This is a genomic window from Ruegeria sp. AA3 (genome assembly GCF_056542905.1).
This window is the reverse complement of sequence record NZ_JBQGAQ010000012.1, coordinates 16,043-34,000: the sequence shown is the minus strand read 5'-3', so window position 1 is coordinate 34,000 and position 17,958 is coordinate 16,043. Positions and strand designations below refer to the sequence as shown.

The 17,958-nt window shown below is 56.6% G+C and carries 18 protein-coding genes and 1 tRNA gene; 13 read left to right on the top strand and 6 right to left on the bottom strand.

Going from position 1 to position 17,958, the window contains the following annotated elements; all coding sequences use genetic code 11:
- Positions 1 to 111: 111 nt before the first annotated feature.
- The 3 genes from cobS to cobT are packed head-to-tail and all read left to right on the top strand — an operon-like array spanning position 112 to position 3,687.
- The gene (cobS, locus tag ACR0JR_RS17940; RefSeq protein WP_010437533.1) at positions 112 to 1,098 is read left to right on the top strand and encodes a cobaltochelatase subunit CobS; all 987 of its coding nucleotides are present in this window, start codon (positions 112 to 114) and stop codon (positions 1,096 to 1,098) included.
- A 13-nt stretch (positions 1,099 to 1,111) separates the two neighbouring features.
- The gene (locus tag ACR0JR_RS17935; RefSeq protein WP_480457266.1) at positions 1,112 to 1,813 is read left to right on the top strand and encodes an aspartate/glutamate racemase family protein; all 702 of its coding nucleotides are present in this window, start codon (positions 1,112 to 1,114) and stop codon (positions 1,811 to 1,813) included.
- A complete protein-coding gene (cobT, locus tag ACR0JR_RS17930) occupies positions 1,810 to 3,687 on the top strand; it encodes a cobaltochelatase subunit CobT (RefSeq protein ID WP_480457265.1) in 1,878 nt (625 codons plus the stop codon). The genes ACR0JR_RS17935 and cobT overlap by 4 nt, the downstream gene beginning before the upstream one ends.
- Here the strand turns inward: cobT and ACR0JR_RS17925 are convergent.
- Positions 3,684 to 3,845, bottom strand: a complete 162-nt coding sequence (locus tag ACR0JR_RS17925) for a hypothetical protein (RefSeq protein ID WP_010437527.1) — start codon at positions 3,843 to 3,845, stop codon at positions 3,684 to 3,686. The genes cobT and ACR0JR_RS17925 overlap by 4 nt on opposite strands.
- A gap of 139 nt (positions 3,846 to 3,984) precedes the next feature.
- On the opposite strand from ACR0JR_RS17925, the gene ACR0JR_RS17920 reads away from it, so the two are divergent.
- From ACR0JR_RS17920 to ACR0JR_RS17880, 9 genes are all read left to right on the top strand, one after another.
- Positions 3,985 to 5,157: an alpha/beta hydrolase gene (locus ACR0JR_RS17920; RefSeq protein WP_480457264.1), complete on the top strand. Its 1,173-nt coding sequence runs from the start codon at positions 3,985 to 3,987 to the stop codon at positions 5,155 to 5,157.
- Positions 5,158 to 5,228: 71 nt separating this feature from the next.
- Positions 5,229 to 7,019: an aminopeptidase P family protein gene (locus ACR0JR_RS17915; RefSeq protein WP_480457263.1), complete on the top strand. Its 1,791-nt coding sequence runs from the start codon at positions 5,229 to 5,231 to the stop codon at positions 7,017 to 7,019.
- Between the two features lie 63 nt (positions 7,020 to 7,082).
- Entirely contained in the window at positions 7,083 to 7,427 is a 345-nt protein-coding gene (locus ACR0JR_RS17910; RefSeq protein ID WP_480457262.1) for a DUF427 domain-containing protein, read from the top strand.
- 293 nt (positions 7,428 to 7,720) lie between these two features.
- A complete protein-coding gene (locus tag ACR0JR_RS17905; protein ID WP_480457261.1) occupies positions 7,721 to 8,596 on the top strand; it encodes a carbon-nitrogen hydrolase family protein in 876 nt (291 codons plus the stop codon).
- A 90-nt stretch (positions 8,597 to 8,686) separates the two neighbouring features.
- On the top strand, positions 8,687 to 8,905 hold the full coding sequence (gene infA, locus ACR0JR_RS17900) for a translation initiation factor IF-1 (protein WP_005978431.1): 219 nt from the start codon (positions 8,687 to 8,689) through the stop codon (positions 8,903 to 8,905).
- Between the two features lie 10 nt (positions 8,906 to 8,915).
- Positions 8,916 to 9,494, top strand: coding sequence for a Maf family protein (locus ACR0JR_RS17895; protein WP_480457260.1), 579 nt, complete (start codon positions 8,916 to 8,918; stop codon positions 9,492 to 9,494).
- Positions 9,491 to 10,513 carry a ribonuclease E/G gene (locus ACR0JR_RS17890; RefSeq protein ID WP_480457259.1) on the top strand — a complete coding sequence of 341 codons (1,023 nt, stop codon included), beginning with the start codon at positions 9,491 to 9,493 and terminating at the stop codon, positions 10,511 to 10,513. The genes ACR0JR_RS17895 and ACR0JR_RS17890 overlap by 4 nt, the downstream gene beginning before the upstream one ends.
- Positions 10,510 to 10,692 carry a DNA gyrase inhibitor YacG gene (locus ACR0JR_RS17885; protein ID WP_480457258.1) on the top strand — a complete coding sequence of 61 codons (183 nt, stop codon included), beginning with the start codon at positions 10,510 to 10,512 and terminating at the stop codon, positions 10,690 to 10,692. The genes ACR0JR_RS17890 and ACR0JR_RS17885 overlap by 4 nt, the downstream gene beginning before the upstream one ends.
- Before the next feature lie 79 nt (positions 10,693 to 10,771).
- Positions 10,772 to 10,846, top strand: a tRNA-Phe gene (locus tag ACR0JR_RS17880).
- A 306-nt stretch (positions 10,847 to 11,152) separates the two neighbouring features.
- On the opposite strand, the gene ACR0JR_RS17875 is transcribed toward ACR0JR_RS17880, so the two are convergent.
- From ACR0JR_RS17875 to ACR0JR_RS17860, 4 genes are all read right to left on the bottom strand, one after another.
- On the bottom strand, positions 11,153 to 11,932 hold the full coding sequence (locus tag ACR0JR_RS17875; RefSeq protein ID WP_480457257.1) for an IclR family transcriptional regulator: 780 nt from the start codon (positions 11,930 to 11,932) through the stop codon (positions 11,153 to 11,155).
- An 11-nt stretch (positions 11,933 to 11,943) separates the two neighbouring features.
- Entirely contained in the window at positions 11,944 to 13,302 is a 1,359-nt protein-coding gene (locus ACR0JR_RS17870; protein ID WP_170475616.1) for a TRAP transporter large permease, read from the bottom strand.
- Positions 13,302 to 13,967, bottom strand: coding sequence for a TRAP transporter small permease (locus ACR0JR_RS17865; RefSeq protein ID WP_480457256.1), 666 nt, complete (start codon positions 13,965 to 13,967; stop codon positions 13,302 to 13,304). Before ACR0JR_RS17865 ends, ACR0JR_RS17870 begins: the two co-directional genes overlap by 1 nt.
- Before the next feature lie 65 nt (positions 13,968 to 14,032).
- Positions 14,033 to 15,271, bottom strand: a complete 1,239-nt coding sequence (locus ACR0JR_RS17860; protein WP_480457255.1) for a TRAP transporter substrate-binding protein — start codon at positions 15,269 to 15,271, stop codon at positions 14,033 to 14,035.
- Positions 15,272 to 15,380: 109 nt separating this feature from the next.
- Between ACR0JR_RS17860 and ACR0JR_RS17855 the strand changes: the two genes are divergently transcribed.
- Positions 15,381 to 16,976 (top strand): GMC family oxidoreductase, encoded by a 1,596-nt coding sequence (locus ACR0JR_RS17855; RefSeq protein WP_480457254.1) that lies wholly within the window; start codon positions 15,381 to 15,383, stop codon positions 16,974 to 16,976.
- Between the two features lie 334 nt (positions 16,977 to 17,310).
- Here the strand turns inward: ACR0JR_RS17855 and ACR0JR_RS17850 are convergent, their stop codons facing one another.
- Positions 17,311 to 17,913, bottom strand: a complete 603-nt coding sequence (locus tag ACR0JR_RS17850) for a TetR/AcrR family transcriptional regulator (RefSeq protein WP_480457253.1) — start codon at positions 17,911 to 17,913, stop codon at positions 17,311 to 17,313.
- Positions 17,914 to 17,958: the final 45 nt, after the last annotated feature.

Here is a 17,958-nt window from a genome sequence, read left to right as displayed (position 1 = left end):
CATCCGGCTAACGTGATCCGACCGCCTCTTTCCCTTGCCCTTGCCCGTAATATGTTGCACCACACACGGGTTCAAACCCGGTGAACGGGCCAAAGGATAAGGACAAGGCGCATGGCTGACGGATCGATCGACATCAACGCAAAACCCACCGAGGACATTTCGGTTCGCGAGGTGTTTGGCATTGACAGCGATATGGCAGTCAAAGGCTTTGCCGAGCGCAGCGACCGCGTGCCGGTCATCGACCCGACCTACAAGTTCGACCCCGAAACCACATTGGCGATTCTTGCCGGCTTTACCCATAACCGCCGGGTGATGATTCAGGGCTATCACGGCACCGGTAAGTCGACCCATATCGAACAGGTCGCCGCGCGTCTGAACTGGCCCGCCGTTCGTGTAAACCTCGACAGCCATATCAGCCGGATCGACCTGATCGGTAAGGATGCGATCAAGCTGCGCGACGGCAAGCAGGTCACCGAGTTCCACGAAGGCATCCTGCCCTGGGCCCTGCGCAACCCGGTTGCCATCGTGTTCGACGAATACGATGCTGGCCGTGCAGACGTTATGTTCGTGATCCAGCGCGTGCTGGAACATGACGGCAAGCTGACCCTGCTGGACCAGAACGAAATCATCACGCCGAACCCGAACTTCCGCCTGTTTGCGACTGCCAACACCGTCGGTCTGGGCGACACCACCGGCCTCTATCACGGTACACAGCAGATCAACCAGGCGCAGATGGACCGCTGGTCGCTGGTCTCGACGCTGAACTACCTCAGCCACGATGCCGAGACGATGATCGTGCTGTCCAAAGCCCCGCATTACAACACAGCCGAGGGCCGCAAGACCGTCAGCCAGATGGTCACCGTCGCCGACCTGACCCGGACTGCCTTCATGAACGGCGATCTGTCCACCGTCATGAGCCCCCGGACAGTAATCAACTGGGCCCAAAACGCCGAGATTTTCCGCAACATCGGCTATGCTTTCCGCCTGTCCTTCCTGAACAAATGTGACGAACTGGAACGCCAGACCGTAGCTGAGTTCTATCAGCGCTGCTTTGACGAGGAACTGCCGGAAAGCGCGGCGAGCGCCAGCCTGGGGTGACAGGGGGGCCGCCATGCATATCGGATTGATTGGCGGGATCGGTGTTGCTGCAACGGTGGTTTATTATCAGCGGCTGAGTGCGGCGATGGCGGCGCGTGGAAAGCCGATGGAACTGACCATCGTGCATGCGGATGTGCAGGAATTGATCCGCAACAATCTGGCGGACGAACGCGATGCACAGGCGCAGGTCTACGCAGGGCTCATTGATCGCCTGAAGGCGGCAGGTGCGGATTGTGCAGCAATCACGTCGCTGGGTGGGCATTTCTGCTATGATGAGGCCGTGCCATTGTCTTCGTTGCCCCTTGTTTCGGCCGTAAAACCTCTGGATGCGTATTTCGCCTCGCAGGGGTTTGGCACTGTTGGGTTGCTGGGAACGCGCGTTGTGATGCAGACCAAACTTTATGGTCAGCTTGGGCAGACCCGGGCGGTTGCGTTGGAAGATGAGATCGAAGTGCTGGGACAAACCTATCAGGATATGGCGGTCGCCGGGGTTTGCTCGGATCAGGATCGCGCGCTGTTTCTGGACGCAGGTCGCCGTATGGTGGATGATTTGAATGCGGATGCCATCGTTTTGGCCGGGACAGATCTGAACCTTGCCTTTGATGGGCGAGATTCCGGCTATAGAGTTGTTGATGCGCTGGATGTGCATGTGGATATGCTGGCGCGTCTGGCAAGTGATGAAATGACGCTTGAAGAAGCAGGGGCGGACAGATGAGTAAACCAAACGACAACCCTGCTGATCCGTTCAAGAAGGCGCTGGCCGAAGCCACTAAAGTCATGGCCGATGACCCCGAATTGTCGGTAAGTTACACGGTCGACCCCTCTGGCCTATCGGGCGAGTCGATGCGGTTGCCGCAGGTGTCGCGCCGGATGACGCGCGAAGAGGTTCTGTTGGCGCGCGGCACGGCAGATGCTCTGGCATTGCAGCGTAAGTACCACGACGACGCGACCCATGCGCGTTATGCGCCTCCGGGCGATATGGCGCGTGATCTCTATGAGGCGATGGAGACCGCCCGCTGCGAAGCGATGGGCGCGCGCGATATGCCCGGTACCGCATCGAATATCGACGTTAAGATCGGGCATGAGGCGATCCGGCGTGGCTATGACCAGTGCAAGCAGCCCGCGGATGCGCCATTGGCTGTGGCGGCGGGCTATCTGATCCGGCATCTGGCCACCGGACGCGACATGCCGCCTGCCGCCGAGAATGTCATGAACCTATGGCGCGGCTTCATCGAAGAGCAAGCCGGCGGGACGCTGGAGAACCTTGACGAAATCCTCTCGGATCAGGCCGAGTTCGCCAAGTTCGCCCGCCAGATGATCAAGGATCTGGGATATGGCGACCAGCTGGGCGAAGACCCTGATGAGCTGGACGACGAGCAGGAAGATCAGGCCGAGGAAGACGCCGAAGAACAGTCCGATCCCGACAGCACCGGCCAGGATGATCAGGACGAACAGGACGCCGACGCAACCCCTGAGCAAACTCAGGAGGAACAGCAGGACCAATCTCAGGCCCAGGTCTCGATGGACGAAATGGCCGAGGATGAGATGGGCGATGAGGCTGAAATGCCCGAAGGCGAGGCCCCGCTGGAGCCACCTGCCCCGCCCCCTGCGTCCGAGGCCGATCCTGACTACAAGGTCTATCTGAACACCCATGATGAAGAAATCGCGGCTGAAGATTTGGCGGAACCCGCCGAACTGGAACGGTTGCGTGCCTATCTGGACCAGCAGCTTGAACCGCTGAAGGGCGCGGTGAGCCGTCTGGCCAACAAATTGCAACGCCGCTTGCAGGCACAGCAGAACCGGTCTTGGGAGTTCGACCGCGAGGAAGGCATTTTGGATGCCGGACGTCTGGCCCGCGTGGTCGCAAACCCGACCACGCCACTAAGCTTCAAGGTCGAAAAAGACACCGAGTTCCGCGACACAGTCGTGACGCTGCTCTTGGACAATTCGGGCTCGATGCGCGGGCGTCCGATTTCGATCGCCGCGATCTGCGCGGATGTTCTGGCCCGAACGCTGGAGCGCTGCAACGTCAAGGTGGAGATTCTGGGCTTTACCACCCGCGCGTGGAAAGGCGGTCAGGCGCGTGAGGCGTGGCTGAACGATGGCCGCCCGCAGCAACCGGGGCGTCTGAACGACCTGCGCCACATCATCTACAAAGGTGCCGATGCCCCATGGCGGCGTGCGCGGCCCAATCTGGGGCTGATGATGAAAGAAGGCCTGCTGAAGGAAAACATCGACGGTGAAGCTCTGGAATGGGCCCATCGCCGGATGCTGGCGCGGCGCGAGGCCCGCAAGATCCTGATGGTCATCTCGGACGGCGCTCCGGTCGATGATTCCACGCTCAGCGTGAACCCGGCGAACTATCTTGAAAAGCACCTGCGCGACGTGATCGCCATGGTCGAAAAACGCAAGATGGTCGAATTGCTGGCCATCGGCATCGGTCATGACGTGACGCGGTATTATGACCGCGCCGTGACCATCACCGATGTGGAACAACTGGCCGGAGCCATGACCGAGCAATTGGCAGCGCTATTCGACAGTGATCCCCGCGCACGGGCGCGGGTCATGGGGATGAAGCGGGCCAGCTAAGCCCGCCCGCCTTGCGCCGTCAAACGAAGCACCAGAATTACCAGCCAATTGGGCATGGTTATCGCCCTGCCCAAGGGTTCAGCGCGCGGGCGGGGTAGGCTTGGCCGGTGGCGGGCAGCCAGGTGGCGCAACAACGCGGTGTCAAAGGGAAGCATCATCTGTATCTCCTGTCTGTTGCTTCCAATGTGGTCACTATGCCGCGCGCCTGCTTGAAGGCGATCCTGAGAAACCCCCGAGAATTCCTTGGGATAATCATTGAAACTTGAGGCCTGCGCCGAAACAGAGTGTATTCAGCCCATGCGATATGAGTTTGCAGACTGTGTTCTTGATGTGGACCGCCACGTATTGCTGCGAGGCGGCGAGACCGTGCGGGTAGAACCGCAGGTCTTTGATCTGCTGGAATTGCTGGCTGAAAGCCCCGGTAAACTGGTTGTTCGAGAGGAGATCATTGATCGGGTCTGGAACGGCCGGTTTGTCTCGGATTCAACGATCAGTGCACGCATTGCGGCAGCCCGTCGCGCCGTTGGCGATGATGGCAAGTCACAACGGATCATCCGAACAATCGTTCGGCGCGGATTGCAGATGACTGCCGAGGTCAAAAGCGACGCTGGTTCAAACTCGGACGAGAACAGCCAGACCCAAAAATTGCGTTATGCCCAAGGCAACGATGGACGACCAATCCCCTACGCGCTCTCGGGCAGTGGTCACCCCGTTCTTCGCATCGGCTCGGTCATTCATGATCTGGAAGCCGAATGGCGCTTGTCCTCTGAACGCACCCGGTTGATGGATATGGCCAAGCAATTCCGCCTGCTGCGCTACAACAAGGATCACGGAGTAAGCTCCAACTCGGACCATCAAGCCGTCTTTGACCTCAGGATCCAGGAAATTCTGGCCGTGACCAATGCCGCCGGGTTCGAGCGTTTCTCGATCATCGGCGAGTTTGGGGGAACCTTCCCTGCCCTGCATTTTGCAGCGCGGCATCCGGATCGAGTTGATAAGCTGGTGATCGCTGGCGGCTGGGCCGAAGGGCGAGACCACCGGGGTGATACGAAACAACCCGATTCGATCCGAACACTCATTGCAGAAGGTTGGCAAACACCGGGCGGCGGATACGCAATCGGCTCAACGCTCAGTTACTTTCCCGACGGTCCGCTCGATGATGTTCGGCACATGGTGCAAGAGATGCAGGCGCTTTATTCGCGTGAGCAAAAGCTTTTGTATCGAGACATCGGAAACAGCACATCCGCCCTGCATTTGCTATCCGAGGTCACTTGCCCAACCCTGATCCTGCACGGACGCCACACCGAAGTTCACCCTCTGACCGAGGCACGAAAACTGGCTGCAGGTATTCCAAATGCCTCGCTTGTTATCCTTGAAACCGCCAATCAAATTCCGCTGCCCGGAAACCCCGCCTACGAGATCTACATGCAAAGCCTCATCGAATTTCTTGGAGCGACTTCGCAAAGCTGATCTGGCGCTGGACATTCTTTGGCGCAGCCCTCAGGTTTCACCGCATCCAAATCCACCCGAAGAGGCCGCCCATGTTCCAAAGTTTCGAAGTGACCGCCCGCCCGGAACAAGGCCCCCCGCGACTGGCGGCCCTGCGCGAAGAATTGGCGCGCGAAGGTTTGCAGGGTTTTCTGGTCCCCCGCGCAGATGCGCATCAAGGCGAATATGTGGCCCCTCGGGATGAACGTCTGTCCTGGCTCACCGGATTCACGGGGTCTGCCGGATTTTGTGCGGCACTCACGGATGTTGCCGGGGTTTTTATCGACGGGCGCTATCGTACGCAGGTAAAGGCGCAGGTCGCCGAAGATTACACACCGGTGCCGTGGCCGGATTTGAGCCTGAGCGCGTGGCTGAAAGAGCAGCTGCCAAACGGCGGTAAAATCGGCTTCGATCCGTGGCTCCATGCAGCAGGTCAGATTTCTTCTACACAAAAAGAGCTTGAAGGCAGCAGGATCGAACTGGTGCGCTGCGATAATCTTGTGGACCGTGTTTGGGCGGATCAGCCTGCCCCTCCGATGAATCCGGTTAGGGTGCATCCGATTGAATTTGCCGGCGAAAGTGCCGAGAGCAAGATCCATCGCCTCGCCGATGAGCTAAAAACAGCGAATCGCACGGCTGCAGTGATCACTCTGCCGGATTCGATCATGTGGCTGCTGAACATTCGCGGCTCGGACATCGCGTACAATCCGGTGGCTCATGGATTCGCCATCCTGCACGGCGATGGCCGGGTTGATCTGTTCATGGCCGCTGGCAAGCTGGCCGAGATAAAGGATCATTTGGGCGACAAGGTTACCCAGCACGAGCCCGACACATTCCTGACGGCAGTCGAGACGCTAGTAGGCAAGGTGCAGGTTGATCCAAACACGGTTCCGCAAATCGTGGCGGATACGTTGGGGGACCGTTTGGTAGACGGCGGCGATCCCTGCGCCTTGCCCAAAGCCCGCAAGAATCCGGCCGAAATCGCTGGCACCGCCGAGGCGCATCTGCGCGATGCTGCAGCGGTGGTGGAACTGCTATGCTGGCTGGATGGACAGACCCCGGGAAGCCTGACCGAGACTCAGGTGGTGACGCGGCTGGAAGAAAGCCGCCGCCGCGACAACGCCCTGCAGGATATCTCGTTCGACACCATCGCGGGCACTGGACCAAACGGCGCCATCATGCATTACCGGGTGACTGAAGAAACAGACAGTCGGTTGGAAAACGGTCACCTGCTGGTGCTGGACAGCGGCGGGCAATATCTGGACGGCACCACCGATATCACCCGCACGATTGCGATCGGTGATGTGGGGGATGAGGAAAAAGCCTGCTTCACCCGCGTCCTAAAAGGCATGATCTCCATGTCGATGCTACGCTGGCCTGTTGGTCTGGCCGGGCGTGATATCGAATGCGTCGCACGGCTGCCGCTTTGGCTGGCCGGGCAGGATTTCAACCACGGTGTCGGACATGGGGTCGGCACCTATCTCAGCGTGCACGAGGGCCCTCAACGCCTGTCACGGGTCAGCCACATCCCGCTTGAGCCGGGAATGATCCTGTCGAACGAGCCGGGATATTATCGCGAGGGCGCCTTTGGTATCCGTCTGGAAAATCTCGTCGTCGTGGAGGATGCCCCCGCCCTGCCCAGTGGCGATGACGAACGGGCCATGCTGAACTGGCGGACGCTGACTTATGTCCCAATCGACAGGCGTTTGATTGTAATAGATATGCTGACACGAGAGGAACGTGCTTGGCTAAACGCCTATCACCTCGATGTGGTGGAAAAAATCCGGCCAAGGCTGGGCGACGCCGCTCAACTGTGGTTGGATGCCGCAACTGCGCCGGTCTGACACCGGCATGTTACATAGATTGGGCAGAGGAGAAGCCCCAAACCGACAAGGGAAGGAACAGGAATGACAGACACCATCACAATTCGCAAAGCGCCGGGTAAATGGAGCGTGCGTTCAGGCGGCGCAATTCTAGGTGAAACCACAGCTGCGCTGGAATTGCTTGAGGGTGATAAAGACCCGGTCATCTATTTTCCGCGCACGGATATCGCTATGGCTTTTCTGGATCGCACCAACAAAGTTACCCAATGCGAAGGCAAGGGGGAGGCCACGCATTTCTCGATCGTGAACAAATCATCAGTCACTAAAAACGCAGCGTGGAGCTATGAGAACCCACTCGATACCATCGCCGAAGTTAAGAACCATCTGGCGTTTTATCCCGAAGACTCGGTCAAAGTTGAACGAATTTAGGTTCAAAATTTGCCTCTACTTTACAATTGATGTGTTCGATGCCCACCAAAGCTGACTGTCCACTCTATCTTGGTGCCAAGATCGGGCCTACTCGAAGATAGCCAGAGTATCGATAATCCAGCTCGTGGGATGTTGGCGGCCGGTTCTACGATCTAGCAGGTAATGCTTCGATCCGGGTCTGGTCTCGAGGCTCCCGAGATTTGATGATCCGTAACGAGCAACATAATGCTTGTATTGGTCCGCCGTAATTTGCGGCCCAGAGATCCGACACGCTGCGAAACGGGAAAAAATGAATGAAAATCGCAACTGCTGCTTACAACCTGAATTGGCTCGACAGTTGGGCGCAATATGAAGACAAAGTTGAGGCGTGGGTTTCCGAAGCCGTAAGTCATGGTTCCAATCTTCTCGTGTTCCCCGAGTATGGTGCGATGGAGTTGTCGACACTCGATGGTCCCAAGGTGGCAGGTAATCTTGAACGTTCTATCCACGCCGTTTCCGACCGGATGGAAGATGTACAAGACATACATTCCCGCCTGGCGATGACGTACAATGCATACATTCTGGGTGCGTCAGCCCCGGTGATCGACGGATCAGGCCGTCCAGTGAACCGCGCAGTCCTCTACGCTCCTGATGGTCGCCGCGACCATCAGGACAAGCAGATCATGACACGGTTTGAGCGCGAGGTCTGGGACATCGCCCCAGGTGGTCCGTTGAAACTGTTCGATACCGCATTGGGTAAAATCGGCGTTCTCATCTGCTATGACAGTGAGTTCCCGCTCTTGGGTCGCGCGCTGAGCGAGGCCGATCTGATCCTCGTTCCATCCTGTACCGAAGCCCTGTCCGGTTATTGGCGCGTGCGGATTGGCGCCATGTCCCGCGCTCTTGAGAATCAATGCGTTACGGTAATGTCATCATTGGTTGGCGGCAATGAATGGTCTGAAGCGGTAGACATGAATACCGGTATGGGCGGCGTGTTTGGCCCGCCCGATATCGGGTTCCCGCCGTCGGGTGTGCTTGCCGAAGGCACTCTGAATACAGCCGGCTGGACCTATGCCGAGGTCGACCTGTCCGCAATCGCAAACGTCCGTGCGGACGGTCGTGTGTTGAACCGCACACATTGGGCCGAGCAAGATGCCCGAGTCGATTCAGTCACAATATCACCTCTTTAGGTGACTTCGCCCTTGAAATAAGGCCGGAATAGGCTCATTTAAGCGCACGAACTGCAGATTCTGCAGGTGCAACGTAATGATGGAGACAACATGGCCAAGGAAGATACGCTCGAATTTCCCGGTGTCGTGAAGGAACTCCTGCCTAATGCGACGTTTCGGGTCGAGCTGGAAAACGGCCATGAGATCATCGCACATACGGCAGGCAAGATGCGCAAGAACCGCATCCGTGTTCTGGCCGGCGACAAAGTTCAGGTCGAGATGACCCCTTATGATCTGACCAAGGGTCGGATCAATTATCGCTTCAAGTAACGCCTAGCACATGGCGTTTATCCTCGGATCGGGCAGCCCAAGGCGGCTGGACCTGCTGGCGCAGCTTGGCGTTCAGCCCGATGCGATCCGTGCGCCGGATATCGATGAAACGCCGCTGAAAGGCGAGCTGCCAGCCCCCTATTGCGGCCGCATCACACGGCAAAAAGTTCAGGCTGTTCAGGCAGATAGTGATGATATCACCCTATGCGCCGACACAACGGTCGCACTGGGCCGCCGTATTCTTGGCAAACCCGAAGATGCAGGACAGGCTGCCGAATTTCTGCACGCACTTTCCGGCCGACGCCATCGGGTGATCACCTCGGTCGCGGTGCGGCGCGGCGACAAAATTCTCCAGCGCGACGTGGTTTCTCAGGTCAAGGTGAAGCGGCTGTCAGATACCGAAATCAATGCTTATCTTGCGACGGATGACTGGCAGGGCAAGGCCGGAGCCTATGCAATTCAGGGCCCTGCTGGTGCTTTCATCCCATGGATTTCAGGCTCGTTCACCGGTATCGTCGGCCTGCCTTTGTCCGAAACTGCCGCACTGCTGCAAGGCATCGGCTATCCCCTATATCGCGAGGCATCATGAAGGGCCGTACCATCATTCTGGATCACATTCAGGGACACGAAGCTGCAGCCCTGATGGTAGATGGCATCCTCGACGATCTCCTTATCGCCGCTGATGCCCCGGCACCCGGCACGATCTACCGTGCCCGTGCGGATCGCCCGGTCAAAGGTCAGGGCGGCATGTTTCTGACCACCCCCGATGGCCCGATGTTTCTGAGACAGGTCAAAGGGTTGGCCCCCGGCGCGCTGCTTTTGGTGCAGGTGACTGGGTATGCCGAGCCCGGCAAAGCCATCCCCGTCACAAACCGCATCCTGTTCAAAAGCCGCTATGCAATCGTGACACCCGACGCTCCCGGCTTGAACATCTCGCGCCGTATCCGGGATGAAGATGTACGCGACCAACTGCTTGAAATCGCTCATGAACAGATGGGCGACAGCCCGCACGGCCTGATCTTACGCTCATGTTGCCAAGGAGCCGAGCCAGGTGAGATCGCTGAGGATATCTCGGCCATGCTTGCGCTGGCCGAGCAGGTGCTAAGTGACTCAGGCACAGAACCCGAATTGCTCAGTGAGGGCGATGGCCCACATATCCTGGCTTGGCGCGATTGGACGGATCCGGCCGAGGTCGTGACCGCATCTGGTGGTTTCGAAGACCATGGCGTGCTGGACGCGCTTGACACCGCACAGGGGATTTCCGAAGCGCTGCCCGGTGGGGGACACCTCTATATCCAACCGACCCGCGCCCTGGTTGCGGTTGATGTAAACACCGGTGCCGACACGTCTCTGGCCGCTGGGACCAAGGCCAACTTCGCCTGCGCCAAAACCCTGCCGCGCGCCCTGCGCGTGCGCGGGTTGGGGGGGCAGATCACCCTTGACCTCGCACCGATGCCCAAGAAAGACCGGAGAGGTTTCGAATCTGCCTTACGGTCGGCTTTCAAGTCCGATCCTGACGAGACAATCCTGGCCGGTTGGACACCGCTGGGCCATTTCGAACTTCAGCGCAAACGTGGTCGTATCCCATTGACGGAGATCCTGAAATGAGCTGCCCGATCTGCGGAGAAAACACGCTGCAAGCCTTTCGCCCATTCTGCTCGAAACGCTGCGCGGATATCGATTTGGCAAAGTGGCTGAACGGCTCCTATGCGGTGCCATCGCAACGTGAAGAAGACGCCGAGGCGACTTCGGAACCCACCGAAAGCCCCACGCCCCGCCCGCATTGAAAAAATGTCAAAAAGCCTCTGGACACTGCCTGTAGCAAGTCATAGAAGGCCTCCACCCAATGGCAAACGCCATTCCCGTGCCCGGGTAGCTCAGGGGTAGAGCAGTGGATTGAAAATCCTCGTGTCGGTGGTTCGATTCCGCCCCCGGGCACCACTTCTATATCTAACCCATTGTTCACTCACAGTTTACTTGTGGAAACAGTGAGGGCGTAGTTCATGGCATAGGACAAATCGGTGTATTTCTCGTTCACCAAGAACAGCATCTAATATTTTGCCGCGGGCTTGTTTTTGCGTAGGTCGAGTTGTGCAGGAATTTAACTTTTCAAGCCGATCAAACGTCCACACTGGATTTTGATCACGCACGCATCGGCTTTCGATCAAAATTCCCCGAAACCAGCCGATAATTGAAGTTTTTGCCGCTCAGAATTGGTCGCGATTTAGGTACCATCTCAGACCCTAATCACTCATTCAATAGCGCTGAAAGTTCATCCGCCCCTTTTTGCAGAATTCCAAGAAACGACATTAGGCTGTTGACGTCATGACGTTGGGTTGGAGCGTGAACTGAGAGTGTGCCAACCAACCTGCCCTGCCCGTCCAGAACGGGCACAGCAAGTGCCGTCATTCCGGCCATAAACTCCTCATCATCCGTGGAAAAACGATTCACTGCGATGTTTTGGATCTCTGCTCGCAAGATTTTGGGATCAGTCAGAGAACTTTCAGTATTTGGTTGCAGGTTTCCTGCTGAAAGGACACCATCCAACGTTTTCTGCCGCAGTGTGGACAGGTACATCTTGCCACTCGCGGTGCAGTGAAAAGGTACTTGTGTACCGACAGGCAGCTGGATTCTTAGCGGCCACTTCGTTTCCACCCGGTCTAGATAGATCATACCTTCTCGGTCAGGGATGGCGAGATTGCAGGTCTCGCCAACTTCTTCTGCAACGCTGCGTAAGATTGCCAATCGGGCCGTACGCAGGTGCTCTGAAGACATGGTATTGACCGAAAGCAGTCGCAACCGGCGCCCTGGGCCATAAGAACGCCCATCAAGATCGCGTTGCAGGAAGCCTTCGGTCTCTGCGGTATGCAGGAGGCGGTGGACGGTCGGCTTGGCCAGACCAAGTGCCTCAACCAAGTCTGAGGGTTTGACCGCAACACCACGCCGCGCCACCTCCTCGAGGATCAGAAGGAGGCGCAGGTTGGTCGGGATTTGAGTTTCTTTGTCTTGTGTTTCCGTCTCAGCCATCCCGCAACAGTCTAGCTATTTGGCAGCAGGATCAAGGCCAGATCGGGCACAAGCGACACTAATATCCAGACCGAAAGAAGCGCTACCAGATAGGGCACTGTATACCGAAGCAACCGGAAATAGGGCACACCTGTCACTCCCGAGGCCACATAGAGGTTCAGCCCGTAGGGCGGCGTGATGAACCCGATGGACGCCCCCACAAGGAATATCACTGAGAAATGGATTGGATCGATCCCAACAGAGGCCGCAATCGGCGCAAGGATCGGAGCCAGGATTATCGTGACAGGCAGGCTTTCTAGCACCATGCCCGAGAAGAATACGATCACCATCGATGTAAACAACACCGCGTAGTACCCGCCCATCGAGGTTACAAAATCCCCGATGGTTTGCTGTGCCCCTAGCAGAGACAGGATCTGCTGCATCACCACCGAAATGGCGATCAATGGCGCGAGGATGCCGGTGATCTGGGCCGAGCGGATCACGATGGAGGGTATTTCAGGTATCGTAAAACCTTCGACGACGAACATCTCGGCAAAGCTCTTTTCGGTTGGCGGTATGTCGTTCCGCGCGCCCATGATCCGGTTGATCGGATAGCTGACCAACCCTGCGATCACGCAAAAGCCGACCGTCACGCCTGCTGCCTCGGTCGGGGAGAACTTACCGGTGTAGATGCCCCACAAAACCAGACCGATGGCGAAAAACCCAAGCCATGCTCCAAATGCGGTCTTCAGCACCCGGTTCAATTGCAGCGGTATCAGATGACCCCAACCGTTCATGCGACAGATGATCCAGCACGCAAATTGCATACCAAAGACCATCAGCGCGCCCGGAAGGATACCCGCGACGAACAGCTCGGAAATCGGCAGGTTCATCAAGAAGCCATAGACGATGAAGATAATCGACGGCGGGATGATAATCCCCACCGTTCCGCCCGCGGCAGCGGTCGCCGCGCTGAAGCGTTCGTCATAACCACCTTTGACCATCTCGGGATGAAGCATCGACCCAATGGTTGCAGTCGTTGCGGAGTTCGAACCAGAGATTGCGGCAAAAAGTCCACAAGCGCCCAGAGACGCCATGGCCAACCCCCCGCGTATCCAGCCCAAACAGGCATAGGCGAAATCGCTGAGCCTCCGGGCAATGCCGGACTTGTTGATCAGATCTCCGGTCAGGATAAAGAGAGGCATCGCCAGCAGGGCAAAGCCTTTATTGAACACATTCAACAGTTCGGCACCCATGTTATCCAGCGTCAAACCAAGGACGAACGAGCAACCGATCACCCAATATCCGATGACCAAAAAAACAGGTACGCCCAGCATGAAAAGAAAGGTGACCCCAAGCGAGATCAGTGTAACCAAAGTTCCATCTGCCATCAGTCTGCTCCAATCACGGCCTGCTTGATCAGCGGCTCGCCTGTTTTCCAGTTGTTCAGATCATCGGCAAGGTTCTGAAACACGCGCCCGACCATCAGAAAGAACGACAGCGGTGCGGCCAGAAGGAACCACCACTGCATGATATTGTCAGTACCGAGTACGATCTGGAAATTGGACGCCGAAAGCGCGACCAGTCGCGTCGTCGTCACGATGACGATAACCGCGAAGATGAACCACAGCACCGCATCAAGGATCAGGCAGGCCAGTTGCCCACCGCGCGGCATTGCGGTGCGAAACTCGCTAAAGCTCAGATGTGTGCGCAGGCGGACGTTGTAGGATGCTCCGAACCACGCCATCACCATGAACAAAAGGGGCGGAATGGTGGTTGACCACGGCTCTTGGTCGTTGAACACAAACCGGTCGATCACGCCCCAGAAGATGATCAACGCAATCGCGAGGTAGGAATAAACCATCACCGACCGTTCCAGATGGCGTTCGACAAAGGGCACTGCCCGATAAATCAGCATGATCACGAACCCGCCAATTGCCGAGACTACTGCGCCCAACACCCAAGTGGCGTCGGATTCGAGTGCTGATTGAATCTCGAACGAATCCTGGCTGAGAAAGGCGCTGAATATCGCGCCGATGTCTGCCCAAAACGACATGAACTCCGTCCTCCCAGTCGGTGTGTATTAGAACCGGCCCGCTTGAAGCCGGTTCGTCTTTTGTATCAGGCTTCGCCCTTCCACCAACGACGCGGTTCAACGTTCTCCGGCAGGGTGTCAGCCGGAATCTCGCGCGCGATGTCGTAGATTTCCTGATAGGTATCGATGCCGCCCGCCCATTTGTTCAGACGTTCGCGCCACTGGGCCCAAGGTTCTGGGTTGTAGTTCGGGGCGCACATCTCTTCGGCCAGCTTGATCTGATCGTCAGCCAGGAAGGCCGGACGTACTCCATTTTCGGCAAAGATAGTATCAGGCAGCTGCGGCTCCGAGAAACCGACCGTGTTCAGCAATGCGGCTTCATTTGCACCCTGAATCAACGCCTGAGTGAAGTAGGAAGACTCCATCACAGCGTCCTGCAGCTCACCACCGAGGCTGTCGAAGACCTTTGCAGACATCGAGGTATGTTCTGTGCCGCAGAAGAACTTCAGGTTGACCGACTGAGAAACCACGGGAGCCATATTGGCGTATGCAACGGCCGACGCCCATGTTTCGGCACCGTCGATCAGGCCAGTTTTTAGCGCATCCAGCGTTTCCTCCCATGCCACCGGCACCGGATTCAGGTTCAGTAACTGCATCGCAATCCGGCCCAGTTGCGTGCCTGTCACGCGGTTCTTGGTGCCAAACAGCTCTTCCAGCTTGGTCACGGTCGGTTTGTCTGCAAAGGTTGAACCCATCTGCAGCCCGCGCAATTCGCAGTGCGTGAACAGGAACTTCAGACCATGACGTTTCTCCAACGGATCACGCAGGATGCGCTGGCTCGCGGGGCTATAAAAGAAGTGATATTGCGCTGCCCGGCTAGGGAACATGTAAGCATAGTCCAGCACGTTCAGGTAGGGTGCGCCACCTGCCGAGTTCTGGGTCGAGGCCGCGTAAATGTCGACGATTCCCTGTTGGGTTTTTTCCACGCAGCTCAGCTGACCACAGATCTGATTGTCGCCGATGAACTCGATCCGAATTTCACCATCAGTGCGTTCTTCCAGATCCCGAGCGAATTCAATCGCGCCGGCGCGCTCGATTAACAGATTGCGGGTATTGAAACCTGAAGCACCAAATTTCAACGTGTGCTTCGGCTCCTTAGAAAAGCGCTTTTCATAGGTGGATTCGGCAGCTTGCGCCAGATTCGCCAAGCTCATCGCGCCACCAAACCCGCCTGCCGCCAGCAGTGTCGAACTCATGCCATAACGCCCGGCCACGCGAAAAAAATCTCGCCGGGAAATGCCACTTAGTTTCTTACCGATCTCCATTGTTTACCTCCCTGATCACAATTATTGAGACGTTTTGTATCAAAAAAGGCTAGTATAATTCTTGCATCTTGCATAGAGTTTTTTTCAGCGACGTTGGAAGGAGGCGGTCATGGAGGTGGATTATGCGGTTGTCGGCGCGGGGTCTTCGGGCTGTGTCATTGCTAATCGACTAAGTGCTGATCCCAATACATCGGTCGCGCTTCTTGAAGCCGGCGGTCGCGATACGAACCCGTGGATTCACATCCCCGTCGGTTATTTCAAAACGATGCATAACCCGTCGGTCGATTGGTGTTATCGGACCGAGCCCGACCCAGGCCTGAATGGCCGGTCCATCGACTGGCCACGCGGTAAAGTGCTGGGCGGCTCATCTTCGCTGAACGGGTTGCTTTATGTGCGTGGCCAAAAAGAGGATTACGACCGCTGGCGGCAAATGGGCAATGAAGGTTGGGGGTGGGACGATGTCTTGCCCCTGTTCAAACGCTGCGAAGATCAAGAACGCGGTGAAGATGAGTTTCACGGCGTTGGTGGGCCTTTGTCGGTGTCAAACATGCGCATTCAACGCCCAATCTGCGACGCTTGGGTAGCGGCAGCACAGGCCGCAGGCTACCCGTACAACCCCGACTATAATGGCGCTGAACAAGAAGGCGTGGGTTATTTTCAATTAACCACCCGCAACGGCCGTCGCTGCAGCGCGGCTGTGGCTTATCTCAAACCTATTCGAAATCGTCAGAATTTGAACATCATCACCAAAGCATTGGTGACACGCGTGGTTTTGGACGGGAAAAAGGCGACTGGGTTAGTTTACCGGGACAGGTCGGGGGTTGAGCAAACTCTGAAGGTTCGGCGTGAGATCATCCTGTCTGGCGGCGCGATCAATTCGCCCCAGATCCTGATGTTGTCGGGGATTGGAGACGCGGACCATCTCAAAGAAAATGGAATAGAACCGCTTCATGTCCTGCCTGGCGTCGGCAAAGGTTTGCAGGATCACTTGCAGGCACGGCTTGTGTTCAAATGCAATGAACCAACACTGAATGATGAAGTCCGCAGCCTGCTCAATCAAGCCCGCATCGCGTTGAAATATGCGTTGTTCCGCGCAGGTCCAATGACCATGGCTGCAAGCCTAGCCACAGGATTCATGAAAACCCGGCCCGATGTTGAAACTCCGGACATTCAGTTCCACGTGCAACCCTGGTCCGCCGACAGCCCTGGTGAAGGTGTGCATCCGTTTTCAGCCTTCACGATGTCGGTCTGTCAGCTGCGCCCGGAAAGTCGAGGCGAGTTGCACCTGAACGGTCCGGATCCGTCCAAACTTGTCAAAATCATTCCGAACTACCTTTCTACGGAAACAGATTGCCGAACCATCGTCGACGGTGTGAACATCGCGCGCAGAATTGCTAAACAAAATCCTCTCGCCTCGAAGATTTCAGAGGAGTTTCGACCTACGGCAGAACTTAGCATCGACGATTACGAAGGCACACTAGATTGGGCCAGATCAAACACCACCTCAATCTATCACCCCACCGGCACCTGCGCGATGGGACAATCGGAGAAGTCTGTAGTGGACGCGAAACTGAAGGTACACGGCATAGCAAACCTACGGGTGGCAGATTGTTCGGTCATGCCCGAAATCGTCAGCGGCAACACTAACGCTCCAGCGATCATGATCGGCGAAAGGGCAAGCGATCTAATAATCTCGGATGCTTGACACATTGCGCCGCGGTCTGAACGCCAATTAGAACTGCGAATACTACTGCCAACCATACTCCGGTGCGCACGCAGTACCGGGCTTGAATTGGTCGACTTTGAACGATGGCTAAGCCTTTGATTTTGAGTCATTCAATTTTTCATAGCCGCACAGGTTTTGCCAGTTGCGACGCAAAGATTTTCCTCTCAGCTATCGCTTCCGCAGCTTCAGTCCTATTCTGACTGAAAGTAAACTAGTCTGGAAAGCAATGATCAACGACTTGCGCCGATTGAACCACGAGACGCGGACGGATTCGTGATTGCCCGTGGTTAGTCCCTAGTCACTTAAGTCACCTTCACCCGCGGATCGACTGAGTGCTAAAGTGTTTTGGAAACACCGACTGCAGCACAAACAGGCAAATCTTCAGAGCCTCCGAGGGTTTGAAGATATCTGAGTGCAAATGGTAGTCGGTCCAAAGCCCTTCCAACAAAGCAACCAACGCGTCTGTTGCAAGTTTGATGTCTACGTCTTCGTACTCGCCTTCGACCTTTATTTGCTCCAACAGCTCCAGGGTCACCGCGCGGAAACCTTTGTCTCGCGAGTCGATGAAAGGAAATACGTGTGGGTTCGAGAGCGCTTCAGCCCGAAAGGAAAACCAGATCGAGACGTCCCTTGCATTAAGGACCAAGGGGTCGAAATCTGCCTTTATGATAGAGATTAGTTTGTCTGCGGGGGCTAACTCTGGATTGAATGCGATGGCCTTCCACTGCCCCGCGTAGCGGACTGATAGATCCTCAGCCACCGCAAGCAGCAGCTTTTCCTTGGAACCAAAGTGTAGGTTTACCATCCCTTGCGACAATCCCGACAACTCCTGGATTCTTGCCGCGGTTGTGCCGCGAATTCCGTATTTATAGATGGCGTCCGCAGCCGATTGGATCAGCTGATTTCGGTTCTGCAACCTGCTGAGTTCCCGTGCGTTGGCTGGGGTATCGGGCTCGAGAGT

Bases quoted from the DNA above. Each gene is read 5' to 3' on its own strand.
- cobS (WP_010437533.1), top strand. From the start codon at position 112: ATGGCTGACGGATCGATCGACATCAACGCAAAACCCACCGAGGACATT.
- ACR0JR_RS17935 (WP_480457266.1), top strand. From the start codon at position 1,112: ATGCATATCGGATTGATTGGCGGGATCGGTGTTGCTGCAACGGTGGTT.
- cobT (WP_480457265.1), top strand. From the start codon at position 1,810: ATGAGTAAACCAAACGACAACCCTGCTGATCCGTTCAAGAAGGCGCTG.
- ACR0JR_RS17925 (WP_010437527.1), bottom strand. From the start codon at position 3,845: ATGATGCTTCCCTTTGACACCGCGTTGTTGCGCCACCTGGCTGCCCGC.
- ACR0JR_RS17920 (WP_480457264.1), top strand. From the start codon at position 3,985: ATGCGATATGAGTTTGCAGACTGTGTTCTTGATGTGGACCGCCACGTA.
- ACR0JR_RS17915 (WP_480457263.1), top strand. From the start codon at position 5,229: ATGTTCCAAAGTTTCGAAGTGACCGCCCGCCCGGAACAAGGCCCCCCG.
- ACR0JR_RS17910 (WP_480457262.1), top strand. From the start codon at position 7,083: ATGACAGACACCATCACAATTCGCAAAGCGCCGGGTAAATGGAGCGTG.
- ACR0JR_RS17905 (WP_480457261.1), top strand. From the start codon at position 7,721: ATGAAAATCGCAACTGCTGCTTACAACCTGAATTGGCTCGACAGTTGG.
- infA (WP_005978431.1), top strand. From the start codon at position 8,687: ATGGCCAAGGAAGATACGCTCGAATTTCCCGGTGTCGTGAAGGAACTC.
- ACR0JR_RS17895 (WP_480457260.1), top strand. From the start codon at position 8,916: ATGGCGTTTATCCTCGGATCGGGCAGCCCAAGGCGGCTGGACCTGCTG.
- ACR0JR_RS17890 (WP_480457259.1), top strand. From the start codon at position 9,491: ATGAAGGGCCGTACCATCATTCTGGATCACATTCAGGGACACGAAGCT.
- ACR0JR_RS17885 (WP_480457258.1), top strand. From the start codon at position 10,510: ATGAGCTGCCCGATCTGCGGAGAAAACACGCTGCAAGCCTTTCGCCCA.
- ACR0JR_RS17875 (WP_480457257.1), bottom strand. From the start codon at position 11,932: ATGGCTGAGACGGAAACACAAGACAAAGAAACTCAAATCCCGACCAAC.
- ACR0JR_RS17870 (WP_170475616.1), bottom strand. From the start codon at position 13,302: ATGGCAGATGGAACTTTGGTTACACTGATCTCGCTTGGGGTCACCTTT.
- ACR0JR_RS17865 (WP_480457256.1), bottom strand. From the start codon at position 13,967: ATGTCGTTTTGGGCAGACATCGGCGCGATATTCAGCGCCTTTCTCAGC.
- ACR0JR_RS17860 (WP_480457255.1), bottom strand. From the start codon at position 15,271: ATGGAGATCGGTAAGAAACTAAGTGGCATTTCCCGGCGAGATTTTTTT.
- ACR0JR_RS17855 (WP_480457254.1), top strand. From the start codon at position 15,381: ATGGAGGTGGATTATGCGGTTGTCGGCGCGGGGTCTTCGGGCTGTGTC.